This window comes from Halobacteriovoraceae bacterium (assembly GCA_020635115.1).
Taxonomy (GTDB): Bacteria; Bdellovibrionota; Bacteriovoracia; order Bacteriovoracales; family Bacteriovoracaceae; genus JACKAK01.
Genome location: JACKAK010000002.1, coordinates 382,680 through 405,081, shown reverse-complemented (window position 1 = coordinate 405,081; position 22,402 = coordinate 382,680). Strand labels below are relative to the sequence as shown.

The window sequence follows — 22,402 nt, the reverse complement described above, 5'->3', positions numbered from 1 at the left end:
GCTTATTTTACTCTCGCGCGTGCAGGATCAATTCCTCTAATTTTAGCAATATCTTCAACGGATCTTAAGTGCTTTAGTCCTTGAAACGTTGCTTTTACAATATTGTGTGGATTATTTCCACGCAAAGATTTTGTTAATACGTTTTTAATTCCGGCAAGTTCTAAAATAGACCTACAAGCACCAGCAGCTTTAACTCCTGTACCCTCAGCGGCAGGCTTAAAGAGAATTTTACCTGCATCAAACTCACCTAAAACACTATGAGGAATTGTGCCTTTGTCTACGGGAACCTTAATCATATTTTTTCTAGCTGATTGTGTTGCTTTTCTAATAGCTTCAGGAACTTCTTTAGCCTTGCCAAGTCCATATCCAACATTACCTTTTCGATCACCTACAATAATGAGAGCTGAGAATGAAAATCTACGCCCTCCCTTGACAACTTTGGCAACTCTATTAACGGCAACAACCTTTTCCTCCATATCTGGATTCACTGGCGCAGCCATTTTTTTGCTTGCCTTTGGTTTTCTAGCAGTTTTCTTCTCTTTCACTTGTGACTCAACATCAGTATTTTCTGCTTTTGTATTTTCCTCAGTCATTTCATCCTCTTTGGTGATTTCCTCAATTAAATGTTAATTCCATTTTCTCTTACGCTGTTTGCCAATGCAGCAATAATCCCGGTGTACTTATATCCATTTCTATCAAATACAGCTTTTTCAATTTTGGCATTTTTTAGATCCTCGGCAAGTTTTTTACCAAGAAGTTTTGCTCCCTCTACGTTTCCTTTTGCACTTGGAACAGAATTTTTCCCAAATGTAGAAACCGAGAATAGGGTTTTGCTTTCATTATCATCAATAACTTGAGCGATTATATGCTTATTTGTTTTATTAATACAAATTCTTGGTCTATCTGTTTGCCCACTAACTTTTTTACGAATTGAGAGCTTTCTTCGTACCCTTTTTACCAGTGACTCATTTTTAATTTTGCCTATAGGCTTTCTCATAACAATATCCTCTAATTAACTATTTTTTAGCACCTGTTTTTCCGGCCTTTCTAATAATATTTTCATTAAGGTACTTTATTCCTTTCCCCTTGTAAGGCTCTGGAGGTCTGAATGATCGAACTTTTGCCGCAACAAATCCTACAAGTTCTTTATCTGCACCGATTATATCTATTATATTCTTATTCACTTTTGCTGAGATACCTTCAGGAAGTTCATAATTTATTGGATGAGAATATCCTAAATTCAAAACAAGCTCTTTTCCATTCACACTTGCTTTATAACCGACACCATTAAATTCGAGTGATTTAGTAAATCCAGAACTTACGCCCGTTACCATATTATTAATAATTGTTCGTGCTGTACCCCACATTGACCTAGATTCTTTAGAGTCATTCAAAGGCTTAATTACAATTTCTTTCCCAACTTGTTCTATTGTAACATTCTGTGGAAATGTAAAGTTGAGTTGTCCATTTGGTCCCTTGGCCAATACCTCTCCACCGTTTATTTTAACTTCTACTTTATCAGGTAATACAACTGGGTTTTTTCCAATTCTTGACATTTTCAACTCCTACCAAACATTACAAATTACTTCACCACCAACTTTTCTTTTCTTGGCCTCACGTGAAGAAAGCACACCTTGCGAAGTAGAGACAACTGAAATCCCTAACCCCGATATAACTCTTGGTAGTGATTTATAGCCTCTATACTGCCTTAGACCAGGTGTAGAATATTTTTCTAACCCAAGGATTGCATTTTCCTTAAGGAGTACCTTTATTTTTATATCATTTGCTGCCTTAGCAATAATTTTAAAAGAACGTATATAACCTTCATCCTTTAAAACTTTGCAAACACTTGCTTTCAGCTTGCTTGCAGGAAACTCAACCCTGTCATGGCCCGCTTGAATAGCATTTCTCATTCTTGTTAGCATATCTGCTACTGGATCTGTCATCATAACTTAAATCTCCTACTTACTACCAGCTTGACTTTCTAACGCCAGGTAACATCCCTTTCAAAGAAAGGGTTCTAAAACAAACTCTACAAAGTTTAAACTGTCTTAAAAAACCACGTGGTCTTCCACAAACTTCACATCGATTTCTTTGTCTAACTGCAAATTTGGGAGTTTTTTTAGATGCAACAATTTTCGCTAGTCTCGCCATAACATTAACCTTTCCTATTACTTACCGAATGGCATTCCAATCAGTGTTAATAATTCTTTTCCTTCTTCATTTGTATTTGCAGAAGTTACTATCGTAATCCCCATTCCTCTAATTTTATCAACTTGATCATAATTGATTTCAGGGAAAATAATTTGCTCTTTTAAGCCTAAAGTATAATTTCCACGGCCATCAAAACCCTTACTTGAAACACCTCTGAAATCTCTAACTCTAGGAAGAGAGAGAGAAATTAATCTTTCTAAAAATTCAAACATTCTTTCACCGCGAAGAGTAACTGAAGCCCCTAATGCTTGCCCCTCTCTTAGTTTAAATCCTGCAATTGAATTTTTAGCTCTGGCCACAACCGGTCTTTGTCCGGTGATTAAACCGAGATCCTTAGATATACTCTCGACTACTTTTCCGTTTGAAACAGCATCTTTGGTAACACAGTTAACGACAACTTTTTCAAATTTAGGAATTTGATTTACATTCTTGTAACCAAACTTATCTCTCATTTTGCCGGCCACTTCATTTTTGTATAATTCACCTAATCTGCTCATCTCTCACCACCTTATACTAGGACACTGCCACAAGAAACAGCGATTCGAACTCTCTTACCATCTTTCGTTTCGATCCTAACTCGTGTTGCTTTTTTTGTTTTTGGACTAATTACAGCCACATTACTAATGTGCACAGGTACTTCAACATCTATGAGGCCACCATCTGGATTTTGTTGAGTTGGACGTATCGCTTTTTTTACAACGTTCACATTTTCAACAAGAACCTTACCCTTATTAAAGTTAATTCTTTTAATTTTACCAGTTTTACCTTTATCTTTTCCGGTCAAAACTACTACTTCATCATTCAACTTAAGCTTTTGCATAACAACCCTACCAATTAATTATAGAACTTCAGGTGCCAAAGAGCATATTTTTGTGAAATTTCGATTTCTCAACTCTCGTGCAACTGGCCCAAATATACGAGTGCCTATTGGTTCATTATTATTATTTAAAATAACGACACTATTATTATCAAAACTAATGTAAGAACCATCTTCTCTTCTCAAAGGGTATGATGTTCGAACTATTACTGCCTTCTTCACTTCGCCCTTTTTAATTTTTCCACCAGGTTGAGCTTGTTGAACCGCAACAACTATAATGTCTCCCAAGCTAGCAGACATCCTTTTTGATCCACCCAAAACTTTCACACACTTTACTTCTTTTGCACCAGAGTTGTCAGCTACATCTAGTTTGCTTTGCATCTGTATCATTGTTCAACTCTCCTTACTACCTAATGTTCATCAACTGCCATTTTTTTAATTTAGAAAATGGTGTTGATTCGATAATTGTTACAGTATCACCTACATTAGCTTCATTTTTTTCATCGTGTGCGTGATACTTTTTTGTTTTTGTTACAAATTTACTGTATTTTGGATGTTTATATCTTCTTGCTACATTTACAACGATAGTTTTATCATTTGCATTACTAACAACTTCACCAGTTAAACGCCTCTTAAACTTTTTTACATCTGTACTCATATTATTCACCTTTAAGCTTTCTAACAGTCAGCAATCTAGCAATATCTTTCTTTAAAGTTTTAAATAAGTGTGGTTTTTCTACTCCAGAAGTACCTTTTTGAATTCTTAAATTGAACAACTCTTTACGTACACTTGCCAACTTTAAATCTATCGACTTTACATCCATCTCTTTAATTTCGCTTAACTTCAACATTATCTTCTCCAAACTGCAAAAAACTACGCCTGAGTTTCTTTAGAAATAATTTTTGTTTTAACGGGGAGTTTATATGAAGCAAGTCTTAACGCATCTATACTTGCTTCCTTCTCTATTCCAGATATTTCAAAAAGAACTCTTCCAGGCTTCACTACAGCGACCCACTTTTCTGGAGAACCCTTTCCTTTTCCCATTCTCACTTCTGCTGGCTTTTTAGTCAGAACTTTATCTGGGAAAATTTTTATAAATACATCTCCACCTCTTTTAGCACGTCTATTTATCGCAATACGGGCAGATTCAATTTGTCTGTTCGTTATATAACCACAGCTAGTAGCTTGCAAGGCATACTCACCAAAGGTGATAGTATTTCCACGGTAAGCCTTACCCTTCATTCTTCCTTTCTGTTGTTTTCTCCATTTAACTTTTTTTGGACTTAGCATTTTTCACCTCAAACCAGTGGTTATTTATAAATTTCACCCTTATATACCCACACTTTTACACCAATTTTCCCGTAAGTTGTATGGGCCTCTGCAGTATCATAATCAATATCAGCTCTAAGTGTATGTAGAGGAACCTTTCTCTCTGTATATCCTTCTGATCGGGCCATCTCTGCTCCACCAAGTCGACCAGCAGTTCTAACTCTGATACCTTTAACACCCGCTCTAAAGGCAGACTGCATTACTTTTTTCATAGCTCTTCTAAAAGCAACACGTTTTTCGAGCTGTGAAGCAATATTTTCTGCAATTAATTTGGCGTGCGCATCTGGTCTTTTAACTTCTTGAATATTAAAAATGACACTACCTGTGGTAAGCTTTTTAAGTTCATTTCTAATTTTGTCAATACCTGTACCTTTTTTACCAATGGCCACACCAGGCTTGGCAGTATGTACAGTGACTTTTACTTGATCAGAAGTTCTGTCAATGTCAACTTTTGCAACTGCTGCATTTTTCATTTCTTTTTCTATATATTGTCTAATCTTTAGATCTTCATGCAATTTACTAGCATAACCTTTCTTGTCATACCATGTAGAATGCCAACCTTTAATATAACCTAATCTAAAACCATATGGATGTACTTTCTGACCCATTTCTCACCTACGCTTCTTTAAGTTCAACTGTTACATGACTCGTTCTTTTTCTTACTCGAAAAGCCCTACCTTGCGCTCTCGGGCGAATTCTCTTCAGAGTAGGTCCATCATCAGCAGATATTTTTGAGATAATTAAATTATCTATGTCATATTTTTCCGAATCAGAAGCAATAGTTAGTCCACTATTAATAAGTTTCGTGAGCATCAAAGAAATCTCTTTCTTCTCACAAAATCTTAATACTTTTAATGCATCTGAAGCCTTCTTTTTTCGAATTAAGTCACAAACGGCCCTTACCTTTCTAGGTGCCACGCCAACTCTTCTATTTTTTACTAAAATGGCCATTTAGAGCTCCTATTACTTTTTATTTTTCTTATCGGCACCATGTCCGTAGAATGTTCTCGTTAAAGAAAACTCACCAAGTTTATGTCCAATCATATTATCTGTAACATAAACAGGTATAAATTTTTTCCCGTTATGAACCGCAAATGTGAGGCCAATAAACTCTGGAACTATCGTAGATCTTCTCGACCAAGTTTTTATTACCTTATTTGCTTTTCCACTATCGTCTTGTAGGGCCATAACCTTTCTCAACAAATGCTCATCAACAAATGGTCCTTTTTTTAATGAACGGGCCATAACTTCAACTCCCTATTTATTTTTTACGTCTTTTAACGATGAACTTTTCAGTTCTTTTATTTTTTCTTGTTTTGTATCCCTTTGTTGGCAAGCCCCAAGGTGATACAGGATGTCTACCTCCTGACGTTCTACCTTCTCCCCCTCCGTGTGGGTGATCTACTGGGTTCATTGCAACACCACGTACCGTTGGTCTGATACCCAAATGACGTGTAGCTCCCGCTTTACCAAGATTTCGCTTTTCATGGTCAAGATTTCCAACCTGACCGATAGTCGCCATACAAGTATCTTTTACTTTTCGAAGCTCTCCTGAAGGTAGTCTCAAAAGTATTTCAATTCCCTCTTTTGCCATAACTTGAGCATAACTTCCTGCAGAACGAGCAAGTTGACCACCAGCTCCCGGATTTAGCTCTATATTGTGAACAAGAGTCCCTACTGGGATGTCCTTTAAGCGTTTTGCATTACCAACAGTAATATCTGCATTAGGTGACGATATTACTTTGTCCCCAACTTTTAAACCAAGCGGTGCAAGAATATAAGTTTTTTCCCCATCCGCATACGCAAGTAGTGCAATATTACATGTTCTATTAGGATCATATGCAATGGCCTTAACAGTTGCAGGAATATCCAATTTATTTCTCTTAAAGTCAATAACCCTGTATCTTCTTTTCGCACCACCGCCTCTATGACGAGTCGTAATTCTCCCATAATTATTTCTTCCAGCAATTGTTTTCTGTGGTGCCAGAAGTGATTTTTCCACCTTGACACCTTTAGTAAGTTCATCGCTGTTTAAAACGGCCATTTCCCTTCTAGAAGGTGTTGTAGGCTTAAATTTTTTGATTCCCATATCTACCTCAACTTTTACAACGTTTTAAATACCGCTAAAGAACTCAATTTTCTGGCCTTCGGCCAATTTTATAAAAGCTCTTTTTGATTTTTGTGATTTTTTTACACTTTTGCCAAATCTTTTCATTTTGCCTGGCCTTACACTTGTTTTAACATCAAGTACTTTCACATCGTAGAGTTTCTCTACAGCATTTTTTATCTGAAATTTATTGGCCTTTAAAGCAACCTGGAATCCATATCGATTTGTCTCTTCTGTAACAACCGATGCTTTTTCAGTAATAACTGGTTTTAATAGTACATCTTCCAACAACATAATTACACCAACCTTTTCAGAAGACTTTCCAAAGCGGCCTTCTCTATTACAAGGTTTTCATATTTGACAGCTTCATAAACACTGAAGCCTTCAACTGATTGACCTTTTCCCCATTGAAGATTTCTTGCTGCTCTAATTGCTAGATCGTTTCGATCCTGAGCAACAACTAATGCTGGCAACAATCCTCTTTCACTCAACAATTTATACATTGATTTTGTTTTACCATCGGAATTGAATTTTTCAACAACAGTTAATTTTCCAGCCTGCAACTTATCTGCGATTACAGATTGAATTGCTTTAATAGCCACTTTTTTATTAACTTTTTGGTCATAATTTCTTGGTTTTGGGCCATGAGCTCTCCCTCCTCCAACTTGAATTGCTGAACGAATTGAACCTTGTCTTGCTCGCCCTGTACCTTTTTGTTTAAATGGCTTTATACCACCACCCGAAACTTCAGCCCTAGTTTTAGTACAAGAATTTCCTTGTCTTCTTCCGGCCAGTGTCGCTTTTACAACTTGATGAACAACCGGAACATTTATATTCTCTGGAGTTAAACTAACATCAGTCTTTAACACATCAGAGTTTTCAAATTTTGAATTTAGTACGTTTATCTCAGTCATACCATTACCTTTACTTCTTCAAAGCTTTTGAAATTTTAACAAAGCTATTTTTAGATCCAGGAACAGATCCTTTGACCAACATATAGCCTTGATCAGTATTTACTTCTACTATTTTTAAATTTTGCGTAGTTTGCTTTATTGACCCCATGTGTCCAGGCATTTTTTTAAGTTTGAAAACTCTAGCAGGTGTTGCTCTGTTTCCGATTGAACCAGGAGATCTATGAAAGTGAGAACCATGTGATCCAGGTCCCCCTGCAAAATTAAAACGTTTTATTGTCCCTTGAAAACCCTTTCCTTTAGTGATCCCAGTAATGTCTACATATGATCCACTTTCGAAAGCGCTTAAATCCAACTCTCTTCCAAGATTTTCCTCGGAAACTTCACTAGATTTAACCTCAAAAAATTTTGTAGTATTTGAATCTATTTTGGCCTTAGCTAAAATACCTTTAGTAGGTTTATTTACTAATTTTTCACGCTTATTTCCATATGTAACTTGATAGGCAGTATAGCCTTCTTTTTCAGAGGTTTTAACTTGAGATATGAAATTTGGAATTAATTCGATAACAGTAACAGGAATATGATTACCCTGCTCATCAAAAATTCTGGTCATACCCGCTTTTTTTGCATAAAAAGCAGATAGATCTACTTTAGCATTTTCAGACATTTATTCCTCCATAGCATCACCCTACTCTAAGGGATGCATACATGGTTATTAACTTAAAGAGCGATCAATCTAAGAGAAAGCGCTCAATTTGTAAACTAGTATTTAAGTTCTACATCAACACCTGATGACAAGTCTAACTTCATTAGACTATCTATTGTTTGTTGAGTAGGTTCTAATATATCTATCAATCTCTTATGAGTTCTCATTTCAAACTGCTCTCTGGATTTCTTATCCTTGTGAGGAGATCGTAGTACTGTAAATTTATTTATTTCTGTTGGCAAAGGTATTGGTCCAGCAACTCTTGCACCGGTATCTTTTGCGGTTTGCACAATTTCATCTACAGAAACATCTAGTAATTTGTAATCATACGCTCTAAGTTTGATTCTTAAACGAGTCGCTTTCATTTTTCTTCCTTCTCTTTTTTAGATCACAGTTATCTATTTTTTTTGAGGCCCCCTGTCAAGTTAAAACTCTTTTTTTTTAACTTTTTTTGAAAATATATTATGCATCCTAAATATAAATTCCTCTTTTCTCTAAAATTTTCTTGGCCAAGGTTGAGGGTATCTCTTCATACTTTTTAAATGTCATAGAAAAATTTGCTCTACCTTGAGTCTTCGATCTTAGATCTGTACTATACCCAAACATTTCTGCTAAAGGAACCTCTGCCTTTAATTGCTCTTTTTCGCCTTTAGGTTCCATTCCAAGTATTTTGCCCCTTTTTGCATTTACATCAGCAATAACTTCTCCATTGTACTCTGTAGGTGTAACAACTTCTAAGTCCATAATCGGCTCTAATAAACATAGTCCTGCTTTTCTGCATGCTTCGGTAAAAGCTTTAGATGCTGCAATCGCATAGGCCAGCTCAATTGAATTTACCTCGTCAAATTTTGCCTCAATCAATGTTGCTTTAATATTTATGAAAGGGTAGCCTGCTAAAGCTCCACCAGGAGCAGTGTTAAGTATACTTTTTTCAATTTCATCTATATAACTTTGTGGAATATCACGCTTTGTAAGGATACTTTCAAATTTGACACCACTTTGAAAATCATAAGGTGAAATTTTCAATTTACAATGTCCAAATTGAACTTTACCACTTACTTCTTTATTAAATGTTTCTTCCTCAATTCTTTCAGAAACTATACTCTCTCTGTAACTAACTTGTGGTCTTCCTACATTTATTCCAACCTTAAAATCTCTTGTAAGTCTATCAACAATAATTTCAAGGTGAAGTTCACCCATACCATAAATCAGAAGTTGTCCTGTTTCCTTATTGTTTTTAAACTCAAAAGAAGGATCTTCTATTTTTAATGTTTCTAGAGCGCTTACAAGTTTTTCCTCATCACTTGATGTTTTAGGTTCAATAGCTATAGAGATAACAGCTTCAGGGAAATCCATTAGATCAAAAATAATTGGTTTATGTTCAGCACATAATGTCTCACCAGTAGTCGTATACTTCAGACCGGCCAAAGCAACAATATCTCCAACTTTTGCTGATTTCAATTCCTCTCGTTTATTTGCATGCATAAGTAAAATTTTTGAAATTTTTTCTTTCTTTTTTTTAAGAGGATTAAAGATCGTCTGCCCTAATTTAAGTTCTCCAGAATAAATTCTGATATACGTTAAGGTCCCGACAAAAGGATCACTTGAAATTTTGAAAGCCAGGGCCGAAAATAATTCTTTTTCATCAGGTTTTCGAGTAAATTCTGTTTCATTATCTTTAGCACTGATACCAGCTATCTCTCCTCTATCAATTGGCGAGGGAAGATAATAAACAACTGCATCAAGTAAGGGTTGCACTCCTTTATTTTTAAAAGCACTCCCACAAAGAACAGGAACAAATTCTTTTTCAATGACGGCCCTTCTAATATAATCTCGCATTTCATCTTCTAAAAATTCATAACCATCTAAAAACTTTTCCGCCATATCATCAAAATAATCAGACAATACTTCAATAAGTTCTTCCCTGTACAATTTAGAATCTTCAATCATATCTGATGGAATTTCTTCTTCAACAATTTGTTGTCCTTGATTCTCTTCTGGAAAAAAAATGGCCTTCATTCTGACAAGGTCAATAACACCTGCGAAATCTGACTCACTACCAATCGGAATTTGGATAGCAGCAGCTTTTTTATTAAGTTTTGTTCGAATTTCATCTATAGTATTAAAAAAGCTAGCACCTACTCTGTCCATTTTATTTGCAAACGCAAGTCTTGGTACATTATATTTATCTGCTTGTCCCCACACTGTTTCCGACTGAGGCTCAACTCCTGAAACTGCATCAAAGACACCAATTGCACCATCGAGAACACGAAGAGACCTCTCAACTTCAATCGTAAAATCAACATGCCCAGGTGTGTCAATGATATTAATATTGGCATCTTTCCAAAAACATGTTGTTGCAGCACTTGTAATTGTAATGCCTCGTTCTTGCTCTTGTACCATCCAGTCCATAGTGGCCGCACCATCATGAACCTCTCCTATCTTATAGTTTTTTCCAGTATAAAATAAAATACGTTCTGTGGTTGTGGTTTTTCCAGCATCAATATGGGCCATGATCCCAATATTGCGAACTTTATCTAGCGAGACTTGACTCATAAAACCTTCTTAAAAAAAAATAGCTTCTTAAGATATAATCTCAAGAAGCTATTAATTGTTTAGAATAATTTCTAAAAATGTTTGCTTACTACCACTTCAGATGAGCAAATGCTTTATTGGCCTCGGCCATTTTGTATACATCTTCTCTCTTCTTAACAGATCCACCGCGATTATTTGCAGCGTCTATTATTTCATCTGCAAGCTTTACCATCATGGACTTACCATTTCTATCTCTTGCGTTGTCTCTAATCCAACGGATCGCCAAAGATTGACGCCTTTGAGGCCTAACCTCTGATGGAATTTGATAAGTTGTTCCACCAATTCGTCTAGACTTCACTTCTACTGCTGGCTTTACATTGCTAAGAGCTTTTTTAAAAGTCTTAAGGGGCTCTTCGCCGGTTCTTTCCTCAACAATTCTTAAAGCACCGTAAAAAACACCTTCAGCGGTAGACTTCTTCCCTCCAAACATCAAGGCATTAACAAATTTAGTAACAACTACATCCTGATATACAGAATCTGGTAGCACTAAACGTGGGGTTGCTCTATGTTTTCTACTCATATTATCTCCTCTTCACCCAACATTTTGGATTACTCTCCCTACTTTATAAAATAGGCAAGTGGTTAATTATTTCTTAGGTCTTTTAGCACCATATTTTGAACGTGCTTGTCTTCTTTTATCTACGCCAGTAGCATCTAATGAACCCCTAACTGTGTGATAGCGAACACCTGGTAGATCTTTTACTCTCCCACCTCTAATCAAAACAATTGAGTGTTCCTGGAGATTGTGACCTTCTCCTCCAATATATGAAGTCACTTCGAATCCGCTGGTTAAACGAACCCTACAAACCTTTCTCATAGCAGAGTTTGGTTTTTTTGGAGTGGTCGTATAAACTCTTGTGCAAACACCTCTTCTTTGTGGACAGGCCTTAAGCGCAGGTGACTTTGTTTTTGTATACTTGTCTATGCGACCTTTTCTAATTAATTGGTTAATAGTAGGCATGCTCTTTCAACTCCTTCAACAAAACCCTCAACGACATCTATTTACCGTAGAGAGCACACAACATCATGCGATAGACAGAGTGATTATCACAACACTCCGGCCATCGCAAGTATTTTATATGGTTAATGTAACAGTATCTTCAACAATTTCTTCTTTTTCACAAACAGCATCAAAATCTCTGTATCTAGAAATACCTGATCCTGCTGGAATTAATCTTCCCATGATAACGTTTTCTTTAAGTCCCATCAGGGTATCAGCTTTTCCCTCAAGAGCGGCCTGAGTAAGCACTTTAGTGGTTTCTTGGAAAGATGCAGCAGATATAAATGATTCAGTTGTCAATGATGCTTTTGTGATCCCTAGTAATAAGGGTCTTCCTTTTGCAGGTTCTTCACCATTAGCAATTAAATCATCATTGATTTCTTTCAGTTGTCCTTTCAAAATCGAATCACCTACGATGAGAGTGGAATCTCCAGCATCAGTAATTTCAACTTTTTTGAGCATTTGCGAGACAATAACTTCAATGTGCTTATCATCAATTTTAACACCTTGTAGTCTATAAACTTCCTGAATTTCATCAACAATATATTTAGCAAGTTCCTTGACACCCATAACACGTAAAATATCATGAGGGTTCGAAGGGCCATCCATAATAGGGTCACCAGCTCTCACATAGTCACCCTCATTCACTATTACATATCGACCTTTAGGAATCGTATATGTAATTGGATCAGTTCCATCTTCTGGTTTAACAATAATTCTTCTATTACCTCTTACCTCAGAACCAAATTCAATAGTTCCAGAAACATCAGAAATTTGAGCTGCATTAGCAGGCTTTCTGGCCTCAAATAGTTCTGCTACTCTTGGTAAACCACCCGTAATATCTTTCGTTTTAGTTGTTTCACGCTGAACTTTTGCAATAGCGACACCAGCATCTACCTCGGCACCTTCGTCAACTGAGATATTTGCTCCAACAGGGAGACGATAACTTGCATGACGTTTAGTTCCTGGAATTATTATTGGGTCACCATTTTCATCTACAACAGTAACTCTTGGTTGAAGTTGTGTATCTTTGGATTCAACTATCACTTTATGAGCTAATCCTGTTACTGAATCCACTTGTTCATTTACGGTACCACCAACAACTAAGTCTTCATATTTCGCAAAACCTTTTACTTCTGATAATATTGGAATTGCAAATGGATCCCATTCAAGGATTGTGTCCCCTACGTTAACAGTATCACCTGCCTTACAGAACAGTCTTGATCCATAAATGGCAGCATGTCTTTCTTTTTCTTCACCTTGGGCAGTTTTGATTATAATCTCCCCGATTTTATTCATGACAACAGTTTTGCCTTCTTTAGTCTCGGTAACCGTGACATTTTCAAAATGAATGATACCACTAGTTCTAACTTCTGATTTATTTACTTGAGCACCTGCGGTAGCCGTTCCTCCAACGTGGAATGTTCTCATCGTTAGCTGTGTACCTGGCTCACCAATTGATTGAGCTGCAATTACTCCTACAGTCTCTCCAATGCTTACCATTCCACCTCTGGCCAAGTCTCTACCAAAACAGCTAGCGCAAAAACCATGTCTCTCTTCACAAGTTAAAACTGATCTGACTTTAATTTGATCAACTCCTCTTTCTATGAGAACTTCTTTTTGCTCTTCAGTCAGTAAAAAATTTCTAGGATAAATCTCTGTCCCTGTCGAATCTACAATTGCTTGTGCTGTAACTCTACCCATTGCTCTATCCGCAACGTGTTCAACTATCTCTCCTGCCTCAACTAGAGATGTTAAAGTTATACCATCAGTTGTTCCACAATCTGTGTTTCTGATAATACCATCTTGAGCAACATCAACTAGTCTTCGAGTTAGGTAACCTGAGTTTGCTGTTTTAAGAGCTGTATCGGCCAGTCCTTTACGTGCTCCGTGAGTAGAAGCAAAATATTGTAGAACTGACAAGCCTTCACGGAAATTTGATGTGATAGGTGTTTCAATAATTTCACCAGATGGTTTGGCCATCAAACCACGCATACCTGCCAATTGTCTAATCTGAGCAGTTGAACCCCTAGCACCAGAGTCGGCCATCATAAAAAGTGAATTGAATGATGGAGCTGTGTCTTTTTCTTTTCCATCTTCACTTACGAATTCATCTGTAGAAAGACTTTCAATCATAACTTTTGTAAGTTTTTCGTTGGTTTGGGCCCATACATCTACTATTTTGTTATATCTTTCGCCATTTGTTATGGAACCTTCATTATATTCTTCTGTTATACCATCAACCTCTGCATATGCATCTGCAAGAATTCCTTCTTTTTCTTTGGGAATTTCCATGTCTTTAACATTAATTGAAATACCTGCTTTGGTTGCCATGTAGTAACCAAGTCTCATAATTGAGTCAGCAAGTAAAACGGTGTCTTTTTCAGAACCTTTTCTATATGTTAAATCAATCAGTTTCCCAAGTGCTTTTTTACCAAGCACTTTGTTTATATCAGAATACTCAAGACAGTCAGGCACTTCATTGTACACGAAAGTACGGCCGACAGTAGTTTCTACTAATTGCCCATTTAACCTAATCTTTATTGGTGCTTGCAAATGAACATTACCAGTGTGGTAAGCAAATTGTGCTTCTTCTTTTGAAGAAAAGAGTTTTCCATATCCACGAGCAAAAGGACGGATTCTTGTCATATAATACAGACCAAGAACAATATCTTGAGTTGGAACTATTATTGGAGTTCCATCTTTGGGTGATAGAATATTATTAGTAGACATACATAAAACACGACATTCTACCTGTGCTTCAAGTGATAGTGGAACGTGAACGGCCATCTGGTCACCATCAAAGTCTGCATTAAACGCAGTACAAACCAGAGGATGCAAACGAATTGCTTTTCCTTCTATTAAAACTGGTTCGAAGCCTTGGATCCCAAGTCTGTGAAGAGTAGGAGCTCTGTTTAATAAAACAGGATGTTCTTGTACAACTTCCTCTAAGATATCCCACACTTCTTGTTTTTGGTGATCAACCATTCTTTTAGCAACTTTGATCGTTGTACAATGCCCCTTGTCAATTAATTTATTGTAAATAAATGGTTTAAAGAGCTCAAGGGCCATCAATTTTGGTAATCCACATTGATGCAATCTTAAATTTGGGCCAACGACAATAACTGATCTGCCTGAATAATCAACACGTTTACCGAGAAGGTTTTGACGGAATCGCCCTTGTTTACCTTTTAGCATGTCAGAGAGTGATCTTAATGGCCTTTTGTTAGCACCTGTAAATACTTTTCCTCTTCTTCCATTATCGAAAAGTGCATCAACAGATTCTTGTAACATTCGTTTTTCGTTTCTGATTATAATTTCAGGAGCATTTAGTTCTTTTAATCTCTTTAAACGGTTGTTTCTATTAATGACACGTCTATAAAGATCATTTAAATCTGAAGTTGCAAATCTTCCCGCTTCTAGGGGAACTAATGGTCTAAGATCTGGTGGTAAAACGGGAATGACATCCATCATAAACCACTCAGGTCTGTTATCAGATTTCAATAAAGATTCCACAACCTTTAGTCTTTTAATGATTTTTTGTCTTGATACATCTGTCGTTGCTGATCTAAGACCTCTTCGCAACTCTTTATTACTGATATCAAGATCAACTTTTCTTAATAATTCTTTGATTGTTTCTCCACCCATTCCTGCTTCAAAGTCAACTCCTGAGGACTTTAATTCATGATATTGTTGTTCAGAGATAACTCTTCCGACATCAAGCCCACCGTCAACTCCATCTGTTGCAGATTTTGTAACGATATAAGCTTCATAATAAAGAACTTTTTCTAATTCTTTGAGGGTTAAATTTAGGAGGGCTCCTAATCGAGAAGGCAACGATCGTAAAAACCAAATGTGAGCAACAGGAGCAGCAAGCTCAATATGACCACATCTTTCACGTCTTACTTTGGAAAGTGTAACTTCAACGCCACATTTTTCACAAACAACGCCTCTGTGTTTCATTCTTTTGTATTTTCCGCAAATGCATTCATAGTCCTTTATCGGTCCAAAAATCTTTGCACAAAACAGACCATCTCTCTCTGGTTTAAAAGTTCTATAGTTAATAGTTTCAGGTTTCTTTACTTCACCAAATGACCATTCTCTTATTGTGTCAGGTGAGGCCATTTTCACAGAAACGGCCTCTACGCTAATGGGATCTTTTGGTTTATCAAAAAAATTAAGTAAATCTTTCACGAGCTAAGCCCCTTGTATCTAATATTCGTTTTTCTTAAGATAATGCTTCTTCACCAATCGTGCCTTCCTCTAATTTAACATCCAAGCAAAGAGCTTGCAGCTCTCGGATTAAAACGTTAAACGATTCGGGTAATCCTGGTTCAAGTACTTGTTCACCTTTTACAATTGACTCATACATCCGTGTTCTACCAATAACATCATCTGACTTTACAGTTAAAAATTCCTGGAGTGTATAAGCAGCACCGTATGCTTCAAGTGCCCAAACTTCCATTTCCCCTAGTCTTTGACCACCAAATTGAGCTTTACCGCCTAGTGGCTGTTGAGTGACAAGAGAATAAGGACCAGTTGAACGTGCATGTATTTTTTCATCAACTAGATGATGAAGTTTTAGCATGTACATTGTTCCAACAGTTACTTGTTCAGCAAAGGCATCCCCTGTTTTCCCATCAAACAAAGTTGTCTTTCCATTCTTATTTAATCCGGCAAGTTCTAACATTTCTTCAATATCAGACTCTTTAGCACCATCAAAAACTTTTGTTGAAAATCTAATTCCTTTAGATAGCTGTTTTGCGACTCTTTGAACTTCCTTATCGCTAGCTTTTTTCAACCAGTTTTGAACCTCAGTAGTTTTAAATACTCTGTAGATATAATCTTTAAGCTCATTTATAGCGATCTGATCCTCTAACATTTCTTTAATTTTTTCACCTAAACCACGTCCTGCCCATCCTAAATGTAATTCAAGAAGTTGCCCAATATTCATACGTGAAGGAACACCTAAAGGATTGAGAACAATTTCAACTGGAGTTCCGTCAGCTAAAAATGGCATATCCTCTTGTGGAACAACATTTGAAATAACACCTTTATTACCGTGTCTACCGGCCATTTTATCACCAGGTTGCAATTTCCTTTTTATAGCGACGTAAACAATTACTTTTTTGATAACACCTGGAGGTAATTCATCACCCCTATGTAATTTAGCAATTTCATCGTTTGCTTTTGTGCGAACTCGATTTATTCTGTTTCTAACGTCTGCAAAATACTCAGATAATTTCTCTTCAACTTCTGGTTTTAACGGAATATAACCTATTAATTCAAAAGGAATAACGGCCAAAGTTTCTGAAGTGATTTTCGCCCCTTTAGGAATTAACTCAGTAGAACCATCCTCAGAAATTAAAGCATCAATAGTCAACTGTCCTTCTAGCATTGCTGCAATTTTAAATATGGCAGAAGATTGAATTGCTTTAACTTCAATTTTCTCATCTCTACGTATTAAGGTCGTCTCTTCATCTATGATTTGTTTAGATCTTTTATCTAGTTCAACACCTTCTCGAGTGTAGACTTTAGCATCTACAACTGTTCCTCTGACACTTGAAGGTATTCTCAGAGAAGTATCTTTTACATCACCTGCTTTGTCTCCGAAGATAGCTTTTAGTAATTTCTCTTCCGGAGATAATTGTGTTTCACCTTTTGGGGTAATTTTTCCAACAAGAATATCACCAGGTTTTACGATAGCACCAACTCTAATGATACCAGCTTCATCGAGATCTTTTAAAGCTTCCTCTGACACATTAGGAATGTCACGAGTAATTTCTTCTTTACCAAGTTTAGTATCTCTGGCCTCAACTTCGAAGCTTTCAATATGAACAGAAGTAAAAACATCTTGAGCAAGCATCGATTCTGATATCAAAATTGAGTCTTCGTAATTGTATCCACCCCAAGGCATAAATGCGACGAGTACATTTTGTCCTAGTGCTAAATCTCCTTGATCAGTTGCTGGCCCATCTGCAATAACAGATCCGCGTTCAACCCTATCCCCTTCTTTTACAAGTGCTTTTTGGTTGAAGCATGTATTTTGGTTGGTTCTTTGGTATTTGGTTAATTTGTATATTTGAACACCTGACTCACCTTCACCAAAATTATCTTTTTGAATAACAATGCGAGTTGAGTCAACAAATATTACTTTTCCAGAATCTTTTGCAGTTATTATTGCACCTGAATCATGTGCAATAATAGATTCAACACCAGTACCAACGATAGGGGCATCAGTAATTACAACAGGCACCGCCTGTCTCATCATATTTGAACCCATTAGAGCTCGGTTAGCATCGTCATGTTCGAGAAATGGAATGAGAGAAGTTGCAATCGAAATCATCTGCGTTGGAGAAACGTCCATTAGCTCAACGTCTTCATCCTTAACAATTGTAAACTCACCTGCAGCCCTGGCAGGAATATGTTCACCTTGTAATCTATCATTTTGTAAATGTTTCTCACTAATCTGAGCTATAACACGCCCTTCTTCTTCGAAAGCAGTGAAGTATTTTGGTTCTTTTTGAAATGTTTTATCTTTGTTTAATACAAGATAAGGAGTTTCAATAAATCCGTATTCTGAGACTTTAGCATATGTTGCCAAGGATGTTATTAGACCAATATTTGGTCCCTCTGGTGTTTCAACAGGACACATTCTCCCATAGTGAGTACTATGGACGTCACGAACTTCAAATCCAGCTCTTTCTCTAGTAAGACCTCCAGGTCCTAAAGCAGACAGTCTTCTTTTATGAGTAATTTCAGAAAGTGGATTTGTTTGATCCATAAACTGAGATAATTGTGAAGATCCAAAGAATTCTTTTACCGCTGCTGCCACAGGTTTTTGATTAACTAAATCATATGGCATAAGTGTTTCAATTTCTTGTATGGCCATTCTTTCTTTTACGGCCCTTTCCATCCTTACTAGGCCAACTCTAAATTGATTTTCAAGAAGCTCACCTACTGCTCGAACTCTTCTATTACCAAGATGATCAATATCATCAACCTTACCTTTCCCATTATTTAGTTCAACTAGGTAATTTACAGTTGTGAGAATATCATCTTTTGTTAGAACGGTTTGATCTACAGGAACATTCATTCCAAATTTGTAGTTTATTTTCATTCTTCCAACTTTGGACAGATCATATTTATCTGCATCAAAGAAGAGAGAGTTAAACAATAGTTCTGCTGCCTCAACTGAAGGTGGCTCGCCAGGTCTTAATCTTTCAAAAATTTTAATTAGAGCATCTTCTTTAGAGTCGGTTTTATCTAACAAGAGCGTATTTCTAATCTGGTCACCATAATTGATCATATCAATATATAAAAGTTTAACTTCTTTTATACCGGCATTTAGTAGGTCGTGTATTTTCCCTTCACTTAAGGCCTCATTGGCCAGACAAAGAACCTCTCCAGTAGATTCATCGAAAATATCTTCTGCTACAATTTTTCCTACAATATTATCTACAGAAATCGGAATCTCTGTTATTCCTACTTCAGAAAGTTTATGAGCTGATAGTTTAGTAAACTTCTTTCCCTTTTTAACTATATGCTTTCCCGTTTTTGGATCAAGAATATCATTTTCCGAACGCGTACCAATAAGCAGAGAAAAATCTAGTTTTCTTGTAAATCCCTCTTTCGAAAGATTCAAGATCTCTTTTTTATAAAACATTTCAAGCAGTTCTTCTGTACTGTATCCCATTGCTTTAAGAACAACAGTTGCATGAAGTTTTCTTTTTCTATCTATACGAGCAAAGAGGACATTCTTATGGTCAAATTCGAAATCAAGCCAAGATCCTCTATGAGGTATAATTCTGGCAGAATATAAAAGTTTTCCACTTGAATGTTTTTTTCCACTGTCATGTTCGAAAATAATCCCTGGAGACCTATGTAATTGAGATACGATTACTCGCTCGGTACCATTATAAACAAACGAACCGGTATCCGCCATAAGTGGGATATTTCCAAGGTAAACTTCCTGTTCTTTTATTTGTGAAACTGTTCTCTGTTCACTACCATCTTTGTCTACATTAACTTCGTAGAAAACTAAACGAACAACAACTTTCAGAGGAGCTTCATAGCTTAGTCCTCTTTGTCTACATTCAATAACTGTATATTTAGGCTCTTCAAGAGAATAGCTAACAAATTCAAGAGAGACAGTTTTATTAAAATCATGGATTGGAAAAACTGACTTAAAAACGGCCTGTAAACCAATATCTTTTCTTTTGGCCGGTGGTACATCCTTCTGCAGGAATTCCTCATAGGAATTAATTTGAAGATGCATAAGAGAAGGAGTATCGAGAACTTTTGGTGATTTACTAAAGTCCTTTCGATGCCATTTATTTGGCGAGAAAACCTGAGTCATAATAAGGTCCCCTAAAGTATAGTTAGTGTTCTGTAATCAAAATAAATTGATCAATGTATAAACGTACAAAAAGGTGTGAAGATACAGTATACCCTCACACCTCAATTTAAAAGTATGTATAACAATTAAATAAATTATTTAAGCTCAACTTTGGCACCAGCAGCTTCAAGTTTTTTCTTGAGTTCTTCGGCCTCAGCTTTGTCAACGCCTTCTTTAATTGGTTTTGGTGCACCTTCAACAAGTGCTTTTGCTTCTTTAAGCCCAAGTCCAGTAATCCCTCTAACTTCCTTAATGACATTGATTTTCTTGTCACCGGCATCAGCGAGTACAACTGTAAATTCAGTTTTTTCCTCAGCTGCTTCACCAGCAACAGCAGCACCAGCTACAGCAACAGGAGCGGCAGAAACGCCAAATTTTTCCTCTAATTGCTTAACTAGATTCGCTACATCTAAGACACTCATACTAGAAATATGGTCGATTAATTGTTCATTTGTAATACTCATAATAAATTCCCCTGTAATTTAATTCTACTCTTCTTCAGTTTTAATTTCTTGTTCGGCTTGCGCTTCTGCTTGAGCAGGAGCAGCTTCACCACCTTCTACTTTCTTTTCTTGGATTGCAAAAAGGACTCTGGCCAACGCTGAGATTGGTGCGTTGAAAGTTGCCAATAAAGTCGCTAACATCTGGTCTTTTGATGGTAAATTTGCAAGTTCTTGAACCTCTGCTAATGAGAGAACTTTTCCATCTAAAATACCACCCTTAAATTCAACTTTCTCAAGAGAATCGCCTGCTTTTTTAATCGCTTTAGCAACCGCCGCAGCATCATCAAAAGCAAATGCAACTGCGTGAGGACCTTTTAAATTCGAGAGAAGTCCTTCGGCAATATGCCCTTTTGCGGCCTTAGAGAAAAGAGTGTTTCTCGTTACAACCACTTTCCCATTAACTTCACGTATTTCCTTACGAATCTTAACTGAATCGTTTGCGGATATACCTATCAAGTTAGTAAGGAAGATGGCCTGAGCTTTATCTAGATCTGTTTTCAAATCCTCGATAATGCCGTTTTTCTCAGCTTTTGTTAACATCAATACCTCCACAACAAAAGGAGGGAGATTTCAGGCAGGCTTTATACCTTATATGGAACCGACCTTCATCAACCTCTTCAAAATCTACAGTATAGTACTCGCTTCGAGAGTGTCTATTTTTATACCTGGCCCCATCGTCGTACTAATTGTAAGAGATCTTAAATAAGTTCCTTTAGCAGTAGATGGCTTGGCCTTTAGGATAGCACCAACAATAGCGTTAAAATTTTCTCTTAATTTACTTTCTTCAAAAGATTTTTTTCCAATTGGAACATGGATAATACCATTTTTCTCTGTTCTGTATTCTACTTTACCAGATTTTTGCTCACTGACGGCCTTAGCGACATCAGGAGTAACTGTTCCAAGTTTTGGGTTTGGCATAAGACCTCTAGGTCCAAGAATACGACCAATTCTACCAATTTTCCCCATCATTTCAGGTGAAGCGATTACTCTATCAAAATCCAACCAACCACCTTGAATTTTAGTAATAATATCATCTCCTCCAACAAAATCAGCACCGGCCTTTTCAGCATCAGTGATTTTTTCGCCAGAAGTAATGACACAAACTCTAACTTCTTTTCCTGTTCCAGCAGGAAGAGCAATAGCGCCTCTTATCATTTGATCTGCATGTCTAGGATCTACACCTAAACGAAAAGCAAGATCTACAGTTTCATCAAACTTTGCATTTGCTGCGTTTTTCACTGTAGAAATGGCGTCATTAATTGAATAATTTTTCTCTAAATCAAGATCTTTTAAAAGACTTAAATAACGTTTTCCGCGTTTTTTCACTACATCTCCTCTCGGTACATTCGATAATTTTAAGAATTATCTCCCGAATTCACTCACTATTTATAATCTAACTTGAGTCCCATTGATCGCACAGAGCCTTCGATAGTTCTCATTCCCGCTTCAACACTTCCTGCTGATAGGTCTGGCATTTTTGTTTCAGCAACTTCTCTAACGACATTCGCACCAACAGTACCAGCAACCTCATGCCCAGGCTTATTTGCACCAGACTTTAGCTTAAGTTTTGTTTTCAACAAATAAGTTGCCGGAGGAGTTTTAGTTATAAACGTAAATGATCTATCTGAATAAACAGTGATAATTGTTGGTAGTACAACTCCCGCTTCCTTTTGTGTTTTTGCATTAAAGGCCTTACAGAACTCCATAATATTTACACCTTTTTGTCCAAGAGCTGGTCCAATAGGTGGTGCTGGGTTGGCCTTTCCGCCTTCGATTTGTAATTTAATAAAACCTGTTACTTTTTTCGCCATTTACGACTCC

General features: G+C 36.7%; 28 protein-coding genes. All 28 read right to left on the bottom strand.

The annotated features are described in order from the left end of the window. Positions 1–2: 2 nt before the first annotated feature. Entirely contained in the window at positions 3–500 is a 498-nt protein-coding gene (rpsE, locus tag H6622_04255; protein ID MCB9060714.1) for a 30S ribosomal protein S5, read from the bottom strand. Between the two features lie 119 nt (positions 501–619). Then, entirely contained in the window at positions 620–997 is a 378-nt protein-coding gene (locus tag H6622_04250) for a 50S ribosomal protein L18 (protein ID MCB9060713.1), read from the bottom strand. Between the two features lie 19 nt (positions 998–1,016). Further along, the gene (gene rplF / locus H6622_04245; protein MCB9060712.1) at positions 1,017–1,556 is read right to left on the bottom strand and encodes a 50S ribosomal protein L6; all 540 of its coding nucleotides are present in this window, start codon (positions 1,554–1,556) and stop codon (positions 1,017–1,019) included. Positions 1,557–1,565: 9 nt separating this feature from the next. Next, positions 1,566–1,946, bottom strand: coding sequence for a 30S ribosomal protein S8 (rpsH, locus tag H6622_04240; GenBank protein MCB9060711.1), 381 nt, complete (start codon positions 1,944–1,946; stop codon positions 1,566–1,568). A gap of 22 nt (positions 1,947–1,968) precedes the next feature. Further along, entirely contained in the window at positions 1,969–2,154 is a 186-nt protein-coding gene (locus tag H6622_04235) for a type Z 30S ribosomal protein S14 (GenBank protein ID MCB9060710.1), read from the bottom strand. Positions 2,155–2,171: 17 nt separating this feature from the next. After that, positions 2,172–2,711, bottom strand: coding sequence for a 50S ribosomal protein L5 (rplE, locus tag H6622_04230; GenBank protein MCB9060709.1), 540 nt, complete (start codon positions 2,709–2,711; stop codon positions 2,172–2,174). 11 nt (positions 2,712–2,722) lie between these two features. Continuing rightward, positions 2,723–3,034 (bottom strand): 50S ribosomal protein L24, encoded by a 312-nt coding sequence (gene rplX, locus H6622_04225; protein ID MCB9060708.1) that lies wholly within the window; start codon positions 3,032–3,034, stop codon positions 2,723–2,725. Positions 3,035–3,052: 18 nt separating this feature from the next. Then, the gene (gene rplN / locus H6622_04220) at positions 3,053–3,421 is read right to left on the bottom strand and encodes a 50S ribosomal protein L14 (GenBank protein MCB9060707.1); all 369 of its coding nucleotides are present in this window, start codon (positions 3,419–3,421) and stop codon (positions 3,053–3,055) included. A gap of 16 nt (positions 3,422–3,437) precedes the next feature. Next, positions 3,438–3,689 carry a 30S ribosomal protein S17 gene (rpsQ, locus tag H6622_04215; protein ID MCB9060706.1) on the bottom strand — a complete coding sequence of 84 codons (252 nt, stop codon included), beginning with the start codon at positions 3,687–3,689 and terminating at the stop codon, positions 3,438–3,440. A 1-nt stretch (position 3,690) separates the two neighbouring features. Continuing rightward, positions 3,691–3,882 (bottom strand): 50S ribosomal protein L29, encoded by a 192-nt coding sequence (gene rpmC / locus H6622_04210; GenBank protein ID MCB9060705.1) that lies wholly within the window; start codon positions 3,880–3,882, stop codon positions 3,691–3,693. 23 nt (positions 3,883–3,905) lie between these two features. Further along, positions 3,906–4,322 carry a 50S ribosomal protein L16 gene (rplP, locus tag H6622_04205; GenBank protein ID MCB9060704.1) on the bottom strand — a complete coding sequence of 139 codons (417 nt, stop codon included), beginning with the start codon at positions 4,320–4,322 and terminating at the stop codon, positions 3,906–3,908. A gap of 20 nt (positions 4,323–4,342) precedes the next feature. Next, the gene (gene rpsC, locus H6622_04200) at positions 4,343–4,969 is read right to left on the bottom strand and encodes a 30S ribosomal protein S3 (protein MCB9060703.1); all 627 of its coding nucleotides are present in this window, start codon (positions 4,967–4,969) and stop codon (positions 4,343–4,345) included. Positions 4,970–4,976: 7 nt separating this feature from the next. After that, positions 4,977–5,312, bottom strand: coding sequence for a 50S ribosomal protein L22 (gene rplV, locus H6622_04195; protein ID MCB9060702.1), 336 nt, complete (start codon positions 5,310–5,312; stop codon positions 4,977–4,979). Between the two features lie 12 nt (positions 5,313–5,324). Continuing rightward, on the bottom strand, positions 5,325–5,606 hold the full coding sequence (gene rpsS, locus H6622_04190; GenBank protein MCB9060701.1) for a 30S ribosomal protein S19: 282 nt from the start codon (positions 5,604–5,606) through the stop codon (positions 5,325–5,327). A 16-nt stretch (positions 5,607–5,622) separates the two neighbouring features. After that, positions 5,623–6,450, bottom strand: a complete 828-nt coding sequence (gene rplB / locus H6622_04185; protein ID MCB9060700.1) for a 50S ribosomal protein L2 — start codon at positions 6,448–6,450, stop codon at positions 5,623–5,625. 24 nt (positions 6,451–6,474) lie between these two features. Beyond that, positions 6,475–6,762 (bottom strand): 50S ribosomal protein L23, encoded by a 288-nt coding sequence (gene rplW, locus H6622_04180; protein ID MCB9060699.1) that lies wholly within the window; start codon positions 6,760–6,762, stop codon positions 6,475–6,477. A 2-nt stretch (positions 6,763–6,764) separates the two neighbouring features. Then, positions 6,765–7,382, bottom strand: a complete 618-nt coding sequence (rplD, locus tag H6622_04175) for a 50S ribosomal protein L4 (GenBank protein ID MCB9060698.1) — start codon at positions 7,380–7,382, stop codon at positions 6,765–6,767. A gap of 10 nt (positions 7,383–7,392) precedes the next feature. Then, on the bottom strand, positions 7,393–8,046 hold the full coding sequence (gene rplC, locus H6622_04170; GenBank protein MCB9060697.1) for a 50S ribosomal protein L3: 654 nt from the start codon (positions 8,044–8,046) through the stop codon (positions 7,393–7,395). Positions 8,047–8,141: 95 nt separating this feature from the next. Next, positions 8,142–8,450 (bottom strand): 30S ribosomal protein S10, encoded by a 309-nt coding sequence (gene rpsJ / locus H6622_04165; GenBank protein ID MCB9060696.1) that lies wholly within the window; start codon positions 8,448–8,450, stop codon positions 8,142–8,144. 106 nt (positions 8,451–8,556) lie between these two features. Beyond that, on the bottom strand, positions 8,557–10,641 hold the full coding sequence (fusA, locus tag H6622_04160; GenBank protein ID MCB9060695.1) for an elongation factor G: 2,085 nt from the start codon (positions 10,639–10,641) through the stop codon (positions 8,557–8,559). A gap of 88 nt (positions 10,642–10,729) precedes the next feature. Further along, on the bottom strand, positions 10,730–11,200 hold the full coding sequence (gene rpsG, locus H6622_04155) for a 30S ribosomal protein S7 (protein MCB9060694.1): 471 nt from the start codon (positions 11,198–11,200) through the stop codon (positions 10,730–10,732). A gap of 66 nt (positions 11,201–11,266) precedes the next feature. Continuing rightward, the gene (gene rpsL / locus H6622_04150) at positions 11,267–11,641 is read right to left on the bottom strand and encodes a 30S ribosomal protein S12 (protein ID MCB9060693.1); all 375 of its coding nucleotides are present in this window, start codon (positions 11,639–11,641) and stop codon (positions 11,267–11,269) included. Between the two features lie 114 nt (positions 11,642–11,755). Then, on the bottom strand, positions 11,756–15,874 hold the full coding sequence (gene rpoC, locus H6622_04145) for a DNA-directed RNA polymerase subunit beta' (protein MCB9060692.1): 4,119 nt from the start codon (positions 15,872–15,874) through the stop codon (positions 11,756–11,758). 34 nt (positions 15,875–15,908) lie between these two features. Beyond that, on the bottom strand, positions 15,909–20,039 hold the full coding sequence (gene rpoB / locus H6622_04140; protein ID MCB9060691.1) for a DNA-directed RNA polymerase subunit beta: 4,131 nt from the start codon (positions 20,037–20,039) through the stop codon (positions 15,909–15,911). Between the two features lie 134 nt (positions 20,040–20,173). Then, entirely contained in the window at positions 20,174–20,542 is a 369-nt protein-coding gene (gene rplL, locus H6622_04135; GenBank protein MCB9060690.1) for a 50S ribosomal protein L7/L12, read from the bottom strand. Positions 20,543–20,566: 24 nt separating this feature from the next. Continuing rightward, positions 20,567–21,121 carry a 50S ribosomal protein L10 gene (locus H6622_04130; protein MCB9060689.1) on the bottom strand — a complete coding sequence of 185 codons (555 nt, stop codon included), beginning with the start codon at positions 21,119–21,121 and terminating at the stop codon, positions 20,567–20,569. An 84-nt stretch (positions 21,122–21,205) separates the two neighbouring features. Then, positions 21,206–21,907: a 50S ribosomal protein L1 gene (locus H6622_04125; GenBank protein ID MCB9060688.1), complete on the bottom strand. Its 702-nt coding sequence runs from the start codon at positions 21,905–21,907 to the stop codon at positions 21,206–21,208. A 56-nt stretch (positions 21,908–21,963) separates the two neighbouring features. Next, the gene (gene rplK / locus H6622_04120) at positions 21,964–22,392 is read right to left on the bottom strand and encodes a 50S ribosomal protein L11 (GenBank protein ID MCB9060687.1); all 429 of its coding nucleotides are present in this window, start codon (positions 22,390–22,392) and stop codon (positions 21,964–21,966) included. Positions 22,393–22,402 lie beyond the last annotated feature (10 nt).